The following is a 15,774-nucleotide window of genomic DNA, read 5'->3' as shown; positions in this document are numbered from 1 at the left end:
AGAACTCGTGATGTCCGGAGAGCCCGGGGCATCCGGAGAGCTCGGGACGTTCGGAGAGCCCGGGACGCCCGGTGAACTCGGGACGTCCGGAGAGCCCGGGACATCCGGAAAGCCGGGACGCCCTGGAAACCCCTTTCCGGAGGGATGTGATGATGGTGGCCCACCTCACCGGGCCGGGACCGGTGCCACCCGGGTGCGCCGGGCGGGCCACGCCGGCCCGCCGTACACCAGGGAGCAGGGTTGTCTGAGTCGTCGGGACACGTCGTCATCGCCCCGGACAAGTTCAAGGGGTCGCTGACCGCGGCCGAGGTCGCGGCGCGGGTGGCCGCCGGGCTCGGCCCGGACGTCGCCACGGTCGCGGTGCCGGTGGCCGACGGCGGTGACGGCACCGTGGACGCGGCCGTCGCCGCCGGGTTCGACCGCGTCGAGGCCGAGGTCGCCGGGCCCACCGGGGAGCCGGTCCGCGCCGCCTACGCCTGGCGCGAGGCCGGCGGGACGCCGACGGCCGTGGTCGAGCTGGCCGAGGCGTCCGGGCTGCGCCGCCTGCCGGGCGGGCCGCGGGCGCTCACCGCGACCAGCCGGGGAACCGGCGAGCTGATCGCCCACGCCGTACGGCGCGGCGCGCGGCGGATCGTGCTCGGCCTGGGCGGCAGCGCCTGCACCGACGGCGGCACCGGCATGATGACGGCGCTCGGCGTCCGGTTCCTGGACGCGGACGGACGGGAGCTGCCCCCGGGCGGCGCGGCCCTGGCCGATCTCGACAGGATCGACGCCTCCGGGTTCGAGGCGTCCGGGCTCGGCCCGTCCGGCGGCGTGGAGTACATCGTCGCCGGCGACGTGGACAACCCGCTGCTCGGCCCGCACGGCGCCGCCGCCGTGTACGGCCCGCAGAAGGGCGCCGGCCCCGAGGACGTCGCGCTGCTGGAGAAGGGCCTGGTACGGCTCGCCGCGGTCGCCGCGCACACCCACGGCCTGGCCGGCGCCGCCGAGCACGACGGCGTCGTGCGCGCCATGGGCGTGGCCGCCCGGCCCGGCGCGGGCGCCGCCGGGGGAGTGGGATTCGCCGCGCTGGCCTTCCTCGGGGCGGACCTGCGGCCCGGCATCGAGTACCTGCTCGACCTGCTGCGCTTCCACGACCGGCTCCCCGGCGCCCGCCTGGTGATCACCGGGGAGGGGGCGCTGGACGAGCAGACCCTGCGCGGCAAGGCCCCCGCGGGCGTCGCGGTGGCGGCGGCCAAGGCGGGGGTCCCGGTCGTCGCGGTGTGCGGGCGGCGGACGCTGGACGACGAGGAACTGGCCGCGGCCGGCATCTCGGCCGCCTACGCCCTCACCGACCTCGAACCCGACCCGGAGGTGTGCATGGCGCAGGCGGGCCCGCTGCTGGAGCGCCTCGCGCGCCGGATCACCGCGGAACACCTGTGACCATGGCCGGGGACCCGCAAGAGCCGGGGAACGCCGTCGAGAAGGGCCGGGAGCCTACGAGACCCCGGATCCTACGAGGGCCGGGAGCCCACGAGGGCCGGGAGCCCACGAGGGCCGGGGGTTCGCGAGATCCGGGAGCCCGCGAGATCCGGAGGGACGCCTGTGACGAGAGCCGGAAAGCCCCTGCGAACAGCCGGGGAGCGCCGTTGACGGAAGCGGAGGACGGCCCGTGACGAGCCGGGGAGCGGACGAACGGAGGCCGGACCTGGTGGTCCGGTCCCGCCGGGTGGTGCTGCCCGGCGGCCAGGCCCCGGCGGCGGTGGCCGTACGGGACGGCAGGATCACCGGCCTGCACCCCCACGACGCGCCCCCGGACGCCGCCGAACGGGTCGACCTCGGCGACGTCGCGCTGCTGCCGGGTCTGGTGGACACCCACGTGCACGTCAACGAGCCCGGCCGGACCCACTGGGAGGGCTTCGCGTCGGCCACCCGGGCCGCCGCGGCCGGCGGCGTCACCACGATCGTGGACATGCCGCTCAACTCGCTGCCGCCGACCGTGGACGTGGCCGCGCTCGACGTGAAGAGGCGGGCCGCCGGGGGCCGGTGCGCGGTGGACGTCGGCTTCTGGGGCGGCGCGGTCCCCGGGAACGCCGCCGCCCTCCGGCCACTGCACGAGGCCGGCGTGTTCGGCTTCAAGTGCTTCCTGTCGCCGTCGGGCGTGGAGGAGTTCCCGCCGCTCGACGACGCGGGGCTGCGGCGGGCCATGGCGGAGATCGCCTCCTTCGACGGCCTGCTGGTCGTCCACGCCGAGGACCCGGCGCTGCTCGCCGACCCCGCCGGGCCCGGCTACGCCGACTTCCTCGGCTCCCGGCCAGGCGAGGCCGAACGGCGGGCGGTCGAGCGGGTCGTGACGCTGGCCGGGGAGACCGGCGCGCGGGTCCACATCCTGCACGTGTCCTCGGCGCTGTGCCTGGAGCCGCTGGCCGCGGCGCGGGCGCGGGGCGTGCGGGTCACCGCCGAGACCTGCCCGCACTACCTGACGCTGACCGCCGAGGAGGTGCCGCCCGGCGGCACCGCGTTCAAGTGCTGCCCGCCGATCCGCTCGGCGGCCAACCGCGACGCGCTCTGGCGCGGGCTCGCCGAGGGGGTGCTGAGCTGCGTCGTCTCCGACCACTCTCCGTCCACGCCGGATCTGAAGATGCCCGACTTCGCCCGCGCCTGGGGCGGCGTCTCCTCCCTCCAGCTCGGTCTGTCCGTCGTCTGGACCGAGGCGGCGCGGCGCGGATACGGCCTGGAGCACGTCGTCCGGTGGATGGCCGCCGGCCCCGCGGCGCTGGCCGGCCTGACCCGCAAGGGCGCGATCGAGGCGGGTCGCGACGCCGACCTGGTGGCCTTCGACCCGGACGCCGAGCACACCGTGGACGCCGCCGCGCTGCACCACCGCAACCCGGTCACGCCGTACCACGGCAGGACGCTGCGGGGCACGGTCCGCGCCACCTGGCTGCGCGGCCGCCTCACGGACGCCGGGCCCGACGGCGAGCCCGGCGGGGTCCTGCTACGGCGGCCCGCCCCGGAACGAGCCGAGCCCGGCCCCCTGGAACAGGCCGAGCCCGGTCCCAGCATCCGGGAACGGGCCGAACTCGGCCCCGGCGCCCCGGAACCCGGCGAGCCCGAGCCGAGCCGGCCGGAGCCGTCCGCGGCGCGTCCCTGCACGCCCTCCCGTCCCGGCACCGGAAGGACCCCGGCGTGAACGACTTCACCACCCTGCCCGACCTGGCGCTGCGCACCCACGGAGGCTCGGTCGTCGCGGCCAGCGACGAGTCCTTCGCCGAGCGGGAGAACCTCATCCGGCCCGGCCCGCCCGGCTTCCAGGCGCACACCTTCGGCGCCAAGGGCCAGGTCTACGACGGCTGGGAGACCCGGCGGCGGCGCGAGCCCGGCCACGACTGGGCCGTGGTCCGCCTCGGCGTGCCCGGCGTGGTCCGCGGCGTCGTGATCGACACCGCCTGGTTCAGGGCCAACCACCCGGCGCACGCCTCCGTCGAGGCGGCCGAGGTCACCGGCCACCCCACCGCGGCGGAGCTGGCCGGCGCCGAATGGGAGGAGATCGTCCCACACGCCGCACTCGCCGGGGACGCCGAGCACCGCTTCGCGGTGACCGGGGAACGGCGCCGCACCCACGTGCGGCTGAACATCTTCCCCGACGGCGGCGTGGCCCGGCTGCGCGTGCACGGCGAGGCCAGGCCGGATCTGACGGTCTACGACGGCCTGGGCCTGGACCTGGCCGCGCTGGAGAACGGCGGGCTGGTCACCGGCTGCTCCGACGGGTTCTACTCCCCGCCCGGCAACGTCATAGCCCCCGGCCTCGCCCGGCACCAGGCCGAGGGCTGGGAGACGGCCCGCCGACGCGACGGCGGCAACGACTGGCTGGTGATCCGCCTGGCCGGGCCCGGCGTCATCAGGCTCGCCGAGATCGACACGACGAACCTGCTGTTCAACGCCCCGGCCGCCGTGTCGCTCCGGGGGACGGCCGACGGCCGCACCTGGACGGAACTGCTGCCCAGGACCCCGCTGCTGCCCGACACGCGCCACCGCTTCCGCCTCGCGGACGCGCCGGTGACCACCCACGTCAGGGTGGACGTCTTCCCCGACGGCGGCCTCGCCCGGGTCCGCCTGCACGGCCTGCTCCACCGGCCCTGAGCCGTACGGCCGGCCGTGACGCGCGACCGGCCGTGAGCCGTACGACCGGTCAGGTCCGCGACCCGCCGAGCGCGCGACCGGTCGGAGCACACGACCGGCCGGAGCGCACGCCGGTCAGAACCAGAGCGTCACCTCGGTGCCCGGCGGGACCTGCTGGCCGGCCCCCGGGAGCTGCGCCACCACCATCCCCCGGCCCAGGCCCTTGCGCATCTTCACCGTCACCCCCGCGGCGCGCAGCTCGTCGCGGGCCGCCTTGACCTCTTTGAACATCACGTTGGGGATGACGACCACCTGCTTGTCGTCGCCCTCGCCGGGCTGGGTGTCGTTCTCCCACGGCCAGTGCCAGCCGGGGTTGTCGCACTGGGAGAGGGTCATCCGCACGACGGCGCCCTTGTCCACCTCGGCCCCGGGCTGGGGGTCCTGCGCGATGACCGTGCAGGGGGTGGCGGCGTCGGTCTGCTCGACGAACTCCGGCAGGAAGCCCGCGGTGCGCAGCGTGGCGTCGGCCTGGTCGCGGGGCATGCCCTTGACGTCCGGCAGGAGCAGGCCCGCGCTGACCACCAGGGCGACCTTGCTGCCCTCCTTGACGGGGTTGCCCACCGCCGGGACGGTCCGGATGACCTGGTTGCGCGGCACGGTGTCGCTGCCCTGCCGCCGGATGTTCCCGGTGACCAGCTTGACCTCGGCGAGCTTCGACCGGGCCGCGTTCTGGTCCATGCCGACGACGTTGGGCACCGGGACCCGCTTGGGGCCCGCCGAGGCGATGAGGGTGAGCCGCGACTTCGGCTCGACCTCGGTGCCGCCGGCCGGGTCGGTCGACAGGACGTTGTCCTTGGGGACCTTCTCGTCGTACTGGGCCTGGCCGACCACGACGGTGAAGCCGAGCCGTTCGGCCTCGCTCTGGGCCAGCTTGATGTTCATGCCCACCAGCGAGTCGGGCACCTTGATCGTGCGGGTCTGGGAGAACCACCAGCCGGTCAGGCCGATCCCGGCCACCATGACCAGGGCCAGCGTGATCAGGAACCACGTGGGCCGCCGGGACCCGCCGCGCCGCGCGGCCGCCCCCGGCTCCGGCCCGGCCGGGGCGCCGGGGTGGCCTGCGGCGGGGGTGGTGAGCAGTTCGCCGCGCGGCTGGACCAGGGTGTGGTTGACGGCCGGCTGCACCATGGTGGCGCCCGCCGGCCCCGGGTGCTCCGCGGGCCGTACCGGGGCGGCCGGGACCTGCGGCGCCGGGCCGCTGTCCATGGGCAGCGCCCGGTGCGCCTCCACCGCGGCGACCAGCATCGCGGTGGCGTCCGCCGGACGGCCCTCGGGGTCGCGGGCCGTGGCCCTGGCCACCAGCGTGTCGAGCTGCGGGGGGATGTCGGGCAGCAGGCTGGACGGCAGCGGCACGGTGTCGTGAACGTGCCGGTAGGCCACCGACATCGGGGTGTCGCCCTCGTACGGCTGGCTGCCGGTGAGGAGCTCGAACAGCATGATCCCGGCCGCGTAGACGTCGCTGCGGGCGTCGGCGGCCGCCGCCGTCACCTGCTCGGGCGACATGTAGGCGATGGTTCCGATCATGACGCCGGTCCGCGTCTGGTTGGTCGCCTCGATCGCGCGGGCCAGACCGAAGTCCACCACCTTGATCCGGCCGTCGTCGCTGAGGAGGACGTTCTCCGGCTTGACGTCGCGGTGGATCATCCCCGTCTGGTGCGCGGCGCCCAGCGCGGCGAGCACCGGGATGATGACCTCCAGGGCCTCGCGGGCGGGCAGCCTGCCGCGGGAGCGGAGCACGTCGCGCAGGGTGCGTCCCGGGACGTACTCCATCGACAGGTAGACGTTGCCGCCGTCGGTGCCCTGGTCGAAGACGTGCACCACGTTGGGGTGCGACAGGCTCGCCACCGACTTCGCCTCGCCGATGAACCGCCGGACGAAGGAGGGGTCCTCGGCGAGGGATCGGTGCATCACCTTCACGGCGACCGTGCGGTCGAGCCGGATGTCCATGGCCAGGTAGACGGTCGCCATCCCGCCTCGGGCGATCCGGGACTCGACGCGGTAACGCCCGTCGAGGAGTCTCCCGACCAGGGGGTCAGTAACCGTCGTGTCCACCCGGCTGAGTTTACGGGCGTTTTGGCGTCCGCAGGGTGCCGGTGTTCCAAACCGATGCCGAGAAGTTGACTGTTTTCTGCGGATTCCGAGGGCATTCCGAGATCCGCGGGGCAGGTCACCGTGCCCGTCGCCGATGATCCGCCCCCGGCCGGCCGGGCCCCGGCCGGGGCCCGGGGAGGGCTCTCGGGAGGGCGTGCACCGCCCGCCCCCGAAGAGGTGCCGCCCGCCGCCGTGCGCCCCTCACGAGACGTACGGCCGCCCGCTCAGGGGGTCATGGGCGAGGACGCCTCCGCGTAGCGGCGCCGGGGGATCCGGCCCGCCAGGCGGGCGGCCCGCCCCGCGGCGACCGCCGACCGCATGGCCTGCGCCATCAGGTCGGGCCGCTGGGCCCGGGTCACCGCGGTCGCCAGCAGCACCGCGTCGCAGCCCAGCTCCATCGCCAGGGCCGCGTCGCTGGCGGTGCCGATCCCGGCGTCCAGGATCACCGGCACCCCGGCCGCCTCCACGATCAGCTCGATGTTGTGCGGGTTGCGGATGCCCAGGCCGGAGCCGATCGGCGCGCCGAGCGGCATCACCGCCGCGCAGCCCGCCTGCTCCAGCCTGCGCGCCAGGGCCGGGTCGTCCCCGATGTACGGCAGCACCGTGAACCCGTCGGCCACCAGCCGCTCGGCCGCGTCGAAGGTCTCGATCGGGTCGGGCAGCAGGGTGCGCTCGTCGGAGATGACCTCCAGCTTGACCCAGTCCGTCTCCAGGGCCTCCCTGGCCAGCCGGGCGGTCAGCACCGCCTCCTGGGCGGTGAAGCAGCCGGCGGTGTTGGGCAGGACCCTGATGCCGCGCCGGCGCAGCACGTCGAGGACGGAGCCGCGGGCCGACGGGTCCAGCCGCCGCATCGCCACCGTGGTCAGCTCGGTGCCCGAGGCGGCCAGCGCGGCGTCCAGGACCTCCAGCGAGGGCGCGCCGCCGGTGCCCATGATGAGCCGGGAGGCGAACTTCTCGCCGCCGATGATCAGGTCGTCGTCCACGTCCCTCAGCCTCCCTGCACCGCGGTGAGCACCTCGACCGCGTCCGCGTCGGCGAGCGCGGTGGAGTCCCACGCGCCCCGCGAGACGACCTCGCCGTTCACGGCGACGGCCACCCCGTTCCGGGTCTCGGTCAGGGTCTTCACGGCCTCGGCGACGGTGGCCCCGGAGGGCAGCTCGTGTGCGACGCCGTTGATGGTCACGTTCAACGATGCTCCTGGAAGCGGAGGGGTGAGCAGATCTTCAGAAGGCCGGGGTCGCCGTCGCCCGCGCACAGGTCGGCGGTCAGCGGGGCGAGCAGCACCCCGTTGCGGTGGTGGCCGGTGGCCAGCCACAGGCCCGGCGGGCCGGCCGGGCCGATCACCGGGAGGTTGTCCGGCGTGCCGGGGCGCAGGCCCGCGACCGCGTCGGAGAGCTCCAGCTCCGTCACCCCGGGGAGCAGTTCCCGGGCGTCGCGCAGCAGCTCCCACAGCCCGCCGGCCGTCACCCTGGTGTCGAAGCCCATCTCCTCCTGGGTGGCCCCGACGACCAGCTCGCCGTCCGCGCGCGGGACGAGGTAGACGTGCGAGCCGTGGACCGTGCCGCGCACGCAGCGCCCCAGGATCGGCTCGGGGGAGCGCAGCCGCATGATCTGGCCCTTGACCGGGCGCACCGGCGGCAGGATCCCGGGCGGCAGCCCCTCGATCGCGGCGGGCGCGCCCGCGCCGCCGGGCCCCCCGGACCACGCCCCGGTCGCCAGGACCACCCGGTCGGCCCCGACGGTCCCGCCGGTGGCCGGCCGTACCCCGGTGACCCGCCCGGCGGACGTCTCCAGGGCGGCGGCGCGCGTCCGCAGCAGGGTGACGCCCCGGCGCTCCAGGGCCGTCAGCAGGGCCGCGGTGACCTTCCTGGGATCCACCCAGGCGTCCCTCTCGGCGAGCATGCCGCCGCGGACGGACGGGGCCAGCATCGGCTCCAGGCGGCGGCACTCGCGGCCGGTCAGCCGCCGGGCGGGCAGTCCCAGCCCGGTGGCGAACGCGGCGATCTCCTCCAGCGCCGCCATGTCGTCGGCGCCGAAGGCGACGTCGAGGGTGCCGCCTTCGCGGTAGTCGAGGTCGCCCGCCTCGCGGCCGGCGTCGGCGGCGAGCTCCGCGGCGAACGACGGCCACCTGTCCAGCGAGGCCAGGCCCAGCCGCAGCAGGGGCTCCTCGGTGTAGGCGACCTCGCTCACCGGCGCCAGCATGCCCGCCGCCGCGTGCGAGGCGCCTGAGGCGGGGGCCGGGTCCATCACCGCGGCCCGCAGGCCCCCTCTGGCGGCGCGCCAGGCCACCGAGAGGCCGATCACCCCTCCGCCGACGACCAGGAGGTCGAACCGCTGCGGCATTCCCATCCCGCTCCCTTCGCCGGCATGACCCGGATCAGGTTCCTGGCGGTCGAGGGCCCGCTCGCGGTCGCGCCCGGTCGCGGCCCGCCCGCGTCGCCCGGCGGCGCCCACCCGGGGCGTTCCGGTCGCGGTGCGTGGCTCCGCGCTCCTCGGCGGTCTCGCGGCCCTCCTCTCAGCCCGGTGCGTGCCGGGCTCCCGCGCGTCTTGACATCCCCACCATAAGGGGTGCCTCCGGCCGCCCCGACGCGGGTGTAGCGCCCCGTGTGGGTTGAATGCCGGTTTCAGCGCACGTAGCAGATAGCCGGGGGTCCTCCGGACGCCTAGGCTGATGAGGTGTGAATCATGTCGTGGTGGTTGGCGCCGGCCTGGCCGGCGTGCGCAGCGTCGAGGCGTTACGGGCCCGAGGGTTCGCCGGCACGATCACCCTGATCGGGGAGGAGCGGCACCGGCCGTACGACCGCCCCCCCTTGTCGAAGGCCGTCCTGCTCGGCGGCACCGACTCCACGGTCGTCGACTCCGATCTCGGCGCCCTGGAGGTCTCCTTCCGCCCGGGAGCGGCCGCCAAGGGGCTGCGGCCCGGCGTGGTGGAGACCACCGAGGGCGAACTGCCCTACGACGGGCTGGTCATCGCCACCGGCGCCCGCCCGGTCCGGCTGCTCGGCGACGGCCCGCAGCACGTCCTGCGCACGATCGACGACGCCCTCGGGCTGCGCGCCCTGTTCGCGCCGGGGGTCAAGGTCGCCGTCGTCGGCGCGGGCTGGATCGGCGCCGAGGTGACCACCGCCGCGCGCCGGGCCGGCTGCGAGGTCACCGTGGTCGAGGCCGCCGACGTCCCGCTGGCCGCCGCCCTCGGCCCGGTCGGCGCCTGGACCGTCCCCTGGTACGAACAGGCGGGCGTGGACCTGCGGCTCGGCACCGCGGTCGCCTCAGTCGACCACGGCGGGCTGACCCTGGCCGGCGGCTCGGCGGTCGAGGCCGACGTGGTCGTCACCGGTGTCGGCGTCCGCCCCGCGGTCGAGTGGCTGGCCGGCTCCGGCATCGGGCTCGACGACGGCGTCGTCACCGACGAGCACCTGCGCACCTCGCTGCCCGGCGTCGTCGCCGTGGGCGACTGCGCCGCCTGGTGGTCGCGCCGCTACGGCCGCCGCCTGCGGGTCGAGCACTGGGACAACGCGCTGAACGCCCCCGAGGTGGCCGTGGCCTCCCTGATGGGGGAGGAGGCGGTCTACGACCCGGTGCCCTACTTCTGGTCGGAGCAGTTCGGCCACATGGTCCAGTACGCCGGCCGGCACGACGGCGGCCGCATGGTCATGCGCGGCGACCCCGGGGCCGATCCGAAGTGGGGGGCCTGCTGGGTGGACGACCGCGACCGGCTCGTCGCGGTGCTGTCCGTCGACCGGCCCCGCGACCTGGTCCAGGGCAGGCGCCTCATCGAGGGCGGCCGTCCCCTCGATGTCGAGCGCCTGGCCGACCCTGCGGTAGCGTTGCGCGACTGCGCGGCGTGACCCGCGCCGGTGTTTGGCGAAAGGCTCGATGTGGTAGTGGTGGATTCGTGACGCTTTCTGTTGCGCAGATCGACCGGGAGACCGACCAGCTGGTGGGCGAGTGGCTCACCCTGACCGAGGTGGCCCGGAGGCTCGGCCTCAGTGCCGGCCGCGCCAAGCAACTCCTCAAGGACCGCAAGCTCATCGGGGTGCGCCGGGGCGGGGGAGAACCCCAGATCCCGGCCGTGTTCCTGTCCGACGGCGACGTCCTGAAGGGACTGCCGGGCACGCTCACCGTGCTGCTCGACGCCGGATACGACGACGTCGAGTCGCTGCGCTGGCTCTTCACCCCGGACGACAGCCTGCCGGGATCGCCGGTGGAGGCGATCGTCGCGGGCCGCCACACCGAGGTCAAGAGACGTGCCCAGGCCCTCGCTTTCTGACGCCCGCCTGTACCTCTGCACCGACGGCCGCCGCGACCGCGGCGACCTCGCCGACTTCCTCGACGCCGCCCTGAGCGGCGGCGTCGACATCGTCCAGCTCCGCGAGAAGGGCCTGGAGGCCCGCGAGGAGCTGGCGCTGCTGGAGGTCTTCCGCGACGCCTGTGACCGGCACGGCCGGCTGCTGGCGGTCAACGACCGCGCCGACATCGCCTACGCGGCCCGGCCCGACGTGCTCCATCTCGGCCAGGACGACCTGCCCGTGCCGGTCGCCCGCGACATCCTCGGCGACGACATCCTCATCGGGCGTTCCACCCACGCCCCCGAGGAGGCGTCCGCCGCGGCCGTCGAGCCCGGCGTCGACTACTTCTGCTGCGGCCCGATCTGGCCGACGCCCACCAAACCCGGGCGGCCCGCCCCGGGCCCCGGCCTGCTCCGGCACGCCGCGGCCCTCGCGGCCGACCGGCCCTGGTTCGGCATCGGCGGCATCGACCTCGCCAACCTCGACGAGGTCATGTCGTACGGCGTGCGCCGGGTCGTGGTGGTACGGGCCATCACCGAGGCCGACGACCCAAAGGCCGCCGCCGAGGAGTTCAGACGGCGGCTGACCGCCGGGGGCTGACCGCACGCGGCCGAGCCGGCCGTACGGCCCGGCCGTGACCGGTCGCGCCGCGCCCTGATCCGCGTGCGCCACGCCCCGGGCCCGTACGGCGGTCCTTGCGTGCCCGTACGGCGGTCCTTGCGTGCCCGTACGGCGAGGGCGGGCCGTCAGGTGCGGCGGGACGTCGCGGCCACGGCCAGCTCGGCCAGCGCCGTGCGGGCCTCCGAGGTGATCGGGGCGTGCTCCAGCGAGCGCAGGGCGTCGTCGAGGTACTCCTGGATCAGGTGCTCGCACGCGGCGAGCGCCCCGGTCTCCTGGATGATCTGCCGCAGCCGGTCCACCCCGGACGCGTCCAGCGCCGGGTCGCCGAGCATGGCGCGCACCTGGGCGGCCTGGGCGGGGGAGGCCGCGGCGAGGGTGCGGGCGATGAGCATGGTCCGCTTGCCCTCGCGCAGGTCGTCGCCGGCCGGCTTGCCGGTCTCCAGCGGGTCGCCGAACACGCCGAGGATGTCGTCGCGGAGCTGGAAGGCGATGCCCACGCACTGGCCGTACTCCTCGCAGAGCCGGTCGATCCACGGCTCGCGTCCCCGCGTGGCCAGCACCAGGCCCAGCCTGAGCGGCTGCTCCACCGAGTACTTCCCGCTCTTGAACAGGGCGACCCGCAGCGCGCTGTCGAAGGTGCCCTCGCCGTGGGCCTGCTCCAGCAGGTCCAGGTACTGGCCGCACATCAGCTCGGTGCGCATGTGGTCGTGGACGTCCTGGGCCGCGGCCAGGGCGGCCGGCGGCAGCCCGCTGGACCGCCACATCTCACCCGACCAGATGAGCATCAGGTTGCCCAGCAGGATGGCGGCGCCCAGGCCGAACTGCTCGGCCGAGCCGTGCCAGCCGGCGTCCTCGTGCAGTGACTGGAACCTGCGGTGCGCCGCCGGCATCCCCCGGCGCATGTCGCTGGCGTCCATCACGTCGTCGTGGACCAGCGCGCTCGCCTGGAGGAGTTCCAGGGACGCGGCCGCGTTGAAGAACGCCGGGTCGTTCCCACCGCCCGCGCCGCGCCAGCCCCAGTAGCAGAAGGCCGGGCGCAGCCGCTTCCCCGTGGAGAGGAAGTCCTCGGCGGCGGAGATGAGCGGGGCCGCCTCGGGCGCGCTGACCTGGGGCCGCTGCCGGTCGACGAACTCCCGGAGGGCGCGATCCACCTCAAGGCGGACGATGTCGAGCGTGGCTGCGGAAGTGGTCATGCCCAGACATTATCGGTCCAAGCGGACGGATTCCTATTGGCGGGACACTACGGCGTTTCGTACGCACCGTTACCGGAGGAAGGAACACCCGAAAGGCCGCCCGAGCAGGGGAGGCGCCGGGGACCGGGCCGCGCGGGCGGCATCGCCACCGCGAATCCGGTGACGCGGCGCGACCGCGCCACCGGAAACAGGGCGACGCGCCACGAAGCGCATCCGACAAGTACGGCGGGCGGCGGTGCGCCAAGTACCCTAGGGGCATGGCTTTGGGTCGCCCGTCCGTCCTCCCCGATCGCGTGCCCACCGTCCGCGAGCTTCTCGCCGCCGGTGACCGCTCCTTCTCCTTCGAGTTCTTCCCGCCGAAGAACGCCGAGGGCGAGCGCCAGCTCTGGCGTGTCATCCGGGAGCTGGAGGCGCTGCGCCCCACCTTCGTGTCGGTGACCTACGGCGCGGGCGGCGGTACCCGCGACCGCACGGTGGAGATCGTGGAGCGGCTCGCCCACGAGACCACGCTGACCCCGGTCGCCCATTTCACCGCGGTCAACCACTCCCTGCGCGAGCTGCGCCACCTGGTCGGCCGGTTCGCCGGCGCGGGCGTGCGCAACATCCTCGCGGTGCGGGGCGATCCGCCCGGCGACCCCACCGGCGAGTGGGTGCGCCACCCCGAGGGCGTCCAGTACGCCGAGGAGCTCGTCCGGCTGATCCGCCAGGCCGGCGACTTCTGCGTGGGCGTGGCCGCCTTCCCCTACAAGCACCCCAGGTCGGCCACGGTCGAGGCCGACACCGAGTACTTCGTGCGCAAGTGCCGCGCGGGCGCCGACTACGCGATCACCCAGATGTTCTTCCGCGCCGAGGACTATCTCCGGCTGCGCGACCGGGTGGCGGCCGCCGGCTGCGACACGCCGATCATCCCGGGCATCATGCCCGTCACCCAGATGAGCACGATCGCCCGGTCCGAGCAGCTGTCGGGGGCGCCGTTCCCGCCGGAGGTCGCGGCGCGGTTCGAGGCCATCGCCGACGACCCCGCCGCCGTGCGCCGCCTGGGCATCGAGCACGCCGTCGAGCTGTGCCGGACGCTCCTCGCCGAGGGCGCGCCGGGCATCCACTTCATCACCTTCAACCGCTCCAGCGCGACCCGCGAGGTCTTCCGGGCGCTCGACATCGTCCCCGGCGCCCCCGCGGCCCCGCAGGCCGCCTCCCTGACCGCCTGAGGCGGCTCCGGGCCCTCAGGGGGCCCTCGGGCCGGTCGCGGGCACGCGGACGTGAGCCGGACGGTGCGGTCGGCGGATTCACGCGCCCTCGGGCCGCCCGGTTCACGCGTCCGCGGGCCGCCCGGCCATCGGCTTGAGGGGGAGCACCGTCCCGAGGATGGCGTAGCGCTCGTGGCCGCCCGGGAAGACGAACCGGGTGAGCAGGTCGACGAAGCCCATGCTGTGGTAGAGGTGCCTGGCCGTGGTGGGCCGGTCGCGGGTCGACAGCACGGCGGTGCGCTCCGGCCGGCCGCCGCACACCGCGACGACCATCGCCCGGCCGATGCCCCTGCCCTGGTGGTCGGGGTGGACGTGGACCTCGGCGAGGTCGAAGGCGTCCCCCAGCCAGCCCCGCGCGCTCCCCTCGCCGTTCCGGTCGGCGAGGGCCCGCATGACCACGTCGTGCCACCACTGCCCGGGGACCCCGTGGAAGCCGTAGGCGAGGCCCACCGGCGTGCCGGCGGCGTCCTCGGCGAACACGCAGGAGAATCCGGGCTGGACGGAGTGGTTCTCCATGATCGTCCTGCGCCCGGGGACCTGGTCCTTGGGCGGGCGCATCGCCGCGGTGTAGACGGCGAGGACCGCGTCCAGCCGGGCGGTGAACTCAGCGGGGCCGACCCTGCGCAGTCCGATCACCTTACGCACCCTAGCAGGGACGATGCCGCCCGAACCGGACTGAGCCGGGAAAAGAGCGCCCGGTGGTCTCCCCGGTGGTACGGCACTCCTACCCGGCGGTGGCCTTCTCCTCCACCTCGGCCGCGACGCCCCCGGTGAGGCGGAGCAGCTCGGCGAAGGACGTGGGGAAGACCGTGTGCGGGTGGCCCGCCGCCGCCCACACCGTCTCGTACCGGTCGAGCCAGGTGTCGACCAGGGTCCGCAGGGGGGCCGGGTGGCCGACCGGGGCCACCCCGCCGATCACCTGGCCGGTGGCCGCGCGGACGAAGTCGGGGCTCGCGCGCCGTACCTTCGCCGCGCCGACCGTCCGGGCCACCAGGGCGGTGTCCACCCGGTGCGCGCCGCTGGTGAGCACCAGGAGCGGCTCGCCGTCGGCGTCGAAGACCAGGCTGTTGGCGATCGCGCCGACCTCGCAGCCCAGCCGGGCCGCGGCCGTCGCCGCGGTCGGGGTCGCCTCCTCGAACACCACGATCTCACCGGTGGCGCCGTGCTCGCGGAGGACCGCGGCGACCTTCTCCACGTTCGGATGCAACTTTTCTGGCACGCGGCCACTCTAAACGTTCGACCAGCGCATGCCGTCTCATTTACCCGTGACGGGGACGGGACGCCGATGCACTATGGTCCCTTGATCCGAAAATCGCAGTGAAGAGGGAGATGACGCGAATGAGAGTCCGACGGCGGCTCGGAGCGGCCGCGCTGGCGGCGGCGGCCCTCCTCGTCTCCTCGCCCGGCCTCGCGAACGCCGCGGCGGCTCCCCGGACCCCGGCGGGAGCCCTCCCGGCCGCCGCGGTCCAGGCCACCGCGGCCGGAGCGGCCGCGGCCCCGATGGCGGCGCCCGCGTTCACCGCGCCCGGCCGGACGCTCCGGCTCGGCGCCAAGGGGGCCGAGGTCAAGATGCTCCAGACGCGGCTGCGGCAGCTCGGCTACCTGCCGGGCACCGTCGACGGCCGGTACGGCGGGAGCACCCTGACCGCGCTGTGGGCCTTCCAGAAGGTCAACGGCATCGCGCCGACCAGCACCGTGGCGAGCAGGACGTGGCGGGCGCTGGAGGCCCCGCGCGCCCCGAGGGTGCTCGTGCCGGGCGGCCGGGCGACCCGGGTCGAGGTGAACCTCACCCAGCAGGTGATGGTCCTGTACGTCGGCGGGAGGGTGCGGCTGATCAGCCACATCTCCTCCGGCAGCGGGATCCCCTACTGCGAGACGGCCACCTGGAACGGCCGGACCCAGCGGTTCTGCGGTGACGCCCGCACACCGACGGGCGACTACCGGACGACCTGGCGGCGGAGCGGCTGGCACACCTCCTACCTCGGCAAGCTGTACAACCCGATCTTCTTCAACGGCGGCATCGCCCTGCACGGCGCGCTGTCGGTGCCGCTGGCCCCGGCCTCGCACGGCTGCGTGCGGCTGCCGATGAACGTCGCGTCGGTGCTGCCCAAGCTGCTCGGCACCGGGGTGCCGGTGCATGTCCGCGGGAGGTTCGTGCGGTAGCCCCGCGGG

15 protein-coding genes are annotated in these 15,774 nt (G+C 75.1%); 8 read left to right on the top strand and 7 right to left on the bottom strand.

The genetic code is table 11. The annotated features are described in order from the left end of the window. The first annotated feature begins 240 nt into the window (after positions 1-240). The 3 genes from HDA43_RS04725 (at position 241) to alc (ending at position 4,122) form a co-directional block, all read left to right on the top strand. Positions 241-1,422: a glycerate kinase gene (locus HDA43_RS04725; protein WP_218911599.1), complete on the top strand. Its 1,182-nt coding sequence runs from the start codon at positions 241-243 to the stop codon at positions 1,420-1,422. Between the two features lie 229 nt (positions 1,423-1,651). Beyond that, positions 1,652-3,172, top strand: a complete 1,521-nt coding sequence (gene allB / locus HDA43_RS04720) for an allantoinase AllB (RefSeq protein ID WP_312873005.1) — start codon at positions 1,652-1,654, stop codon at positions 3,170-3,172. Then, complete coding sequence (alc, locus tag HDA43_RS04715; RefSeq protein ID WP_179818484.1) at positions 3,169-4,122, top strand: allantoicase; 954 nt, start codon at positions 3,169-3,171, stop codon at positions 4,120-4,122. Before allB ends, alc begins: the two co-directional genes overlap by 4 nt. Before the next feature lie 114 nt (positions 4,123-4,236). On the opposite strand, the gene pknB is transcribed toward alc, so the two are convergent. From pknB to thiO, 4 genes are all read right to left on the bottom strand, one after another. Then, complete coding sequence (gene pknB / locus HDA43_RS04710; protein WP_179818482.1) at positions 4,237-6,213, bottom strand: Stk1 family PASTA domain-containing Ser/Thr kinase; 1,977 nt, start codon at positions 6,211-6,213, stop codon at positions 4,237-4,239. 263 nt (positions 6,214-6,476) lie between these two features. Next, positions 6,477-7,235, bottom strand: coding sequence for a thiazole synthase (locus tag HDA43_RS04705; RefSeq protein WP_268246264.1), 759 nt, complete (start codon positions 7,233-7,235; stop codon positions 6,477-6,479). Between the two features lie 5 nt (positions 7,236-7,240). Beyond that, positions 7,241-7,435 carry a sulfur carrier protein ThiS gene (thiS, locus tag HDA43_RS04700; RefSeq protein WP_376770490.1) on the bottom strand — a complete coding sequence of 65 codons (195 nt, stop codon included), beginning with the start codon at positions 7,433-7,435 and terminating at the stop codon, positions 7,241-7,243. Between the two features lie 2 nt (positions 7,436-7,437). After that, positions 7,438-8,595 (bottom strand): glycine oxidase ThiO, encoded by a 1,158-nt coding sequence (thiO, locus tag HDA43_RS04695; RefSeq protein ID WP_179822783.1) that lies wholly within the window; start codon positions 8,593-8,595, stop codon positions 7,438-7,440. Between the two features lie 347 nt (positions 8,596-8,942). Here thiO and HDA43_RS04690 point away from each other — a divergent pair, with 347 nt between their 5' ends. From HDA43_RS04690 to thiE, 3 genes are read left to right on the top strand one after another with little or no spacing between them, the layout of a single operon-like run. Next, on the top strand, positions 8,943-10,100 hold the full coding sequence (locus HDA43_RS04690; RefSeq protein WP_312873002.1) for an NAD(P)/FAD-dependent oxidoreductase: 1,158 nt from the start codon (positions 8,943-8,945) through the stop codon (positions 10,098-10,100). Between the two features lie 47 nt (positions 10,101-10,147). Further along, a complete protein-coding gene (locus HDA43_RS04685) occupies positions 10,148-10,522 on the top strand; it encodes an Rv2175c family DNA-binding protein (RefSeq protein WP_179818478.1) in 375 nt (124 codons plus the stop codon). Beyond that, a complete protein-coding gene (thiE, locus tag HDA43_RS04680; RefSeq protein WP_179818477.1) occupies positions 10,500-11,141 on the top strand; it encodes a thiamine phosphate synthase in 642 nt (213 codons plus the stop codon). Before HDA43_RS04685 ends, thiE begins: the two co-directional genes overlap by 23 nt. A gap of 146 nt (positions 11,142-11,287) precedes the next feature. Here the strand turns inward: thiE and HDA43_RS04675 are convergent, their stop codons facing one another. Beyond that, the gene (locus tag HDA43_RS04675) at positions 11,288-12,355 is read right to left on the bottom strand and encodes a polyprenyl synthetase family protein (protein WP_179818475.1); all 1,068 of its coding nucleotides are present in this window, start codon (positions 12,353-12,355) and stop codon (positions 11,288-11,290) included. A 257-nt stretch (positions 12,356-12,612) separates the two neighbouring features. Here HDA43_RS04675 and metF point away from each other — a divergent pair, with 257 nt between their 5' ends. Beyond that, entirely contained in the window at positions 12,613-13,563 is a 951-nt protein-coding gene (gene metF / locus HDA43_RS04670) for a methylenetetrahydrofolate reductase [NAD(P)H] (RefSeq protein WP_179818474.1), read from the top strand. A gap of 102 nt (positions 13,564-13,665) precedes the next feature. Here the strand turns inward: metF and HDA43_RS04665 are convergent, their stop codons facing one another. Both HDA43_RS04665 and HDA43_RS04660 read right to left on the bottom strand, forming a co-directional pair. Next, positions 13,666-14,238 carry a GNAT family N-acetyltransferase gene (locus tag HDA43_RS04665; protein WP_312873001.1) on the bottom strand — a complete coding sequence of 191 codons (573 nt, stop codon included), beginning with the start codon at positions 14,236-14,238 and terminating at the stop codon, positions 13,666-13,668. Between the two features lie 88 nt (positions 14,239-14,326). Then, complete coding sequence (locus tag HDA43_RS04660; protein ID WP_179818473.1) at positions 14,327-14,821, bottom strand: YbaK/EbsC family protein; 495 nt, start codon at positions 14,819-14,821, stop codon at positions 14,327-14,329. A 119-nt stretch (positions 14,822-14,940) separates the two neighbouring features. Between HDA43_RS04660 and HDA43_RS04655 the strand changes: the two genes are divergently transcribed. Further along, positions 14,941-15,765, top strand: a complete 825-nt coding sequence (locus HDA43_RS04655) for a L,D-transpeptidase family protein (RefSeq protein WP_179818472.1) — start codon at positions 14,941-14,943, stop codon at positions 15,763-15,765. The last annotated feature ends 9 nt before the right edge of the window (positions 15,766-15,774 follow it).

It is taken from the genome of Streptosporangium sandarakinum (assembly GCF_013409935.1).
Taxonomy (GTDB): domain Bacteria; phylum Actinomycetota; class Actinomycetes; order Streptosporangiales; family Streptosporangiaceae; genus Streptosporangium; species Streptosporangium nondiastaticum.
The sequence above is the reverse complement of the archived record's forward strand: the minus strand, read 5'-3'. Positions and strand labels throughout refer to the sequence as shown.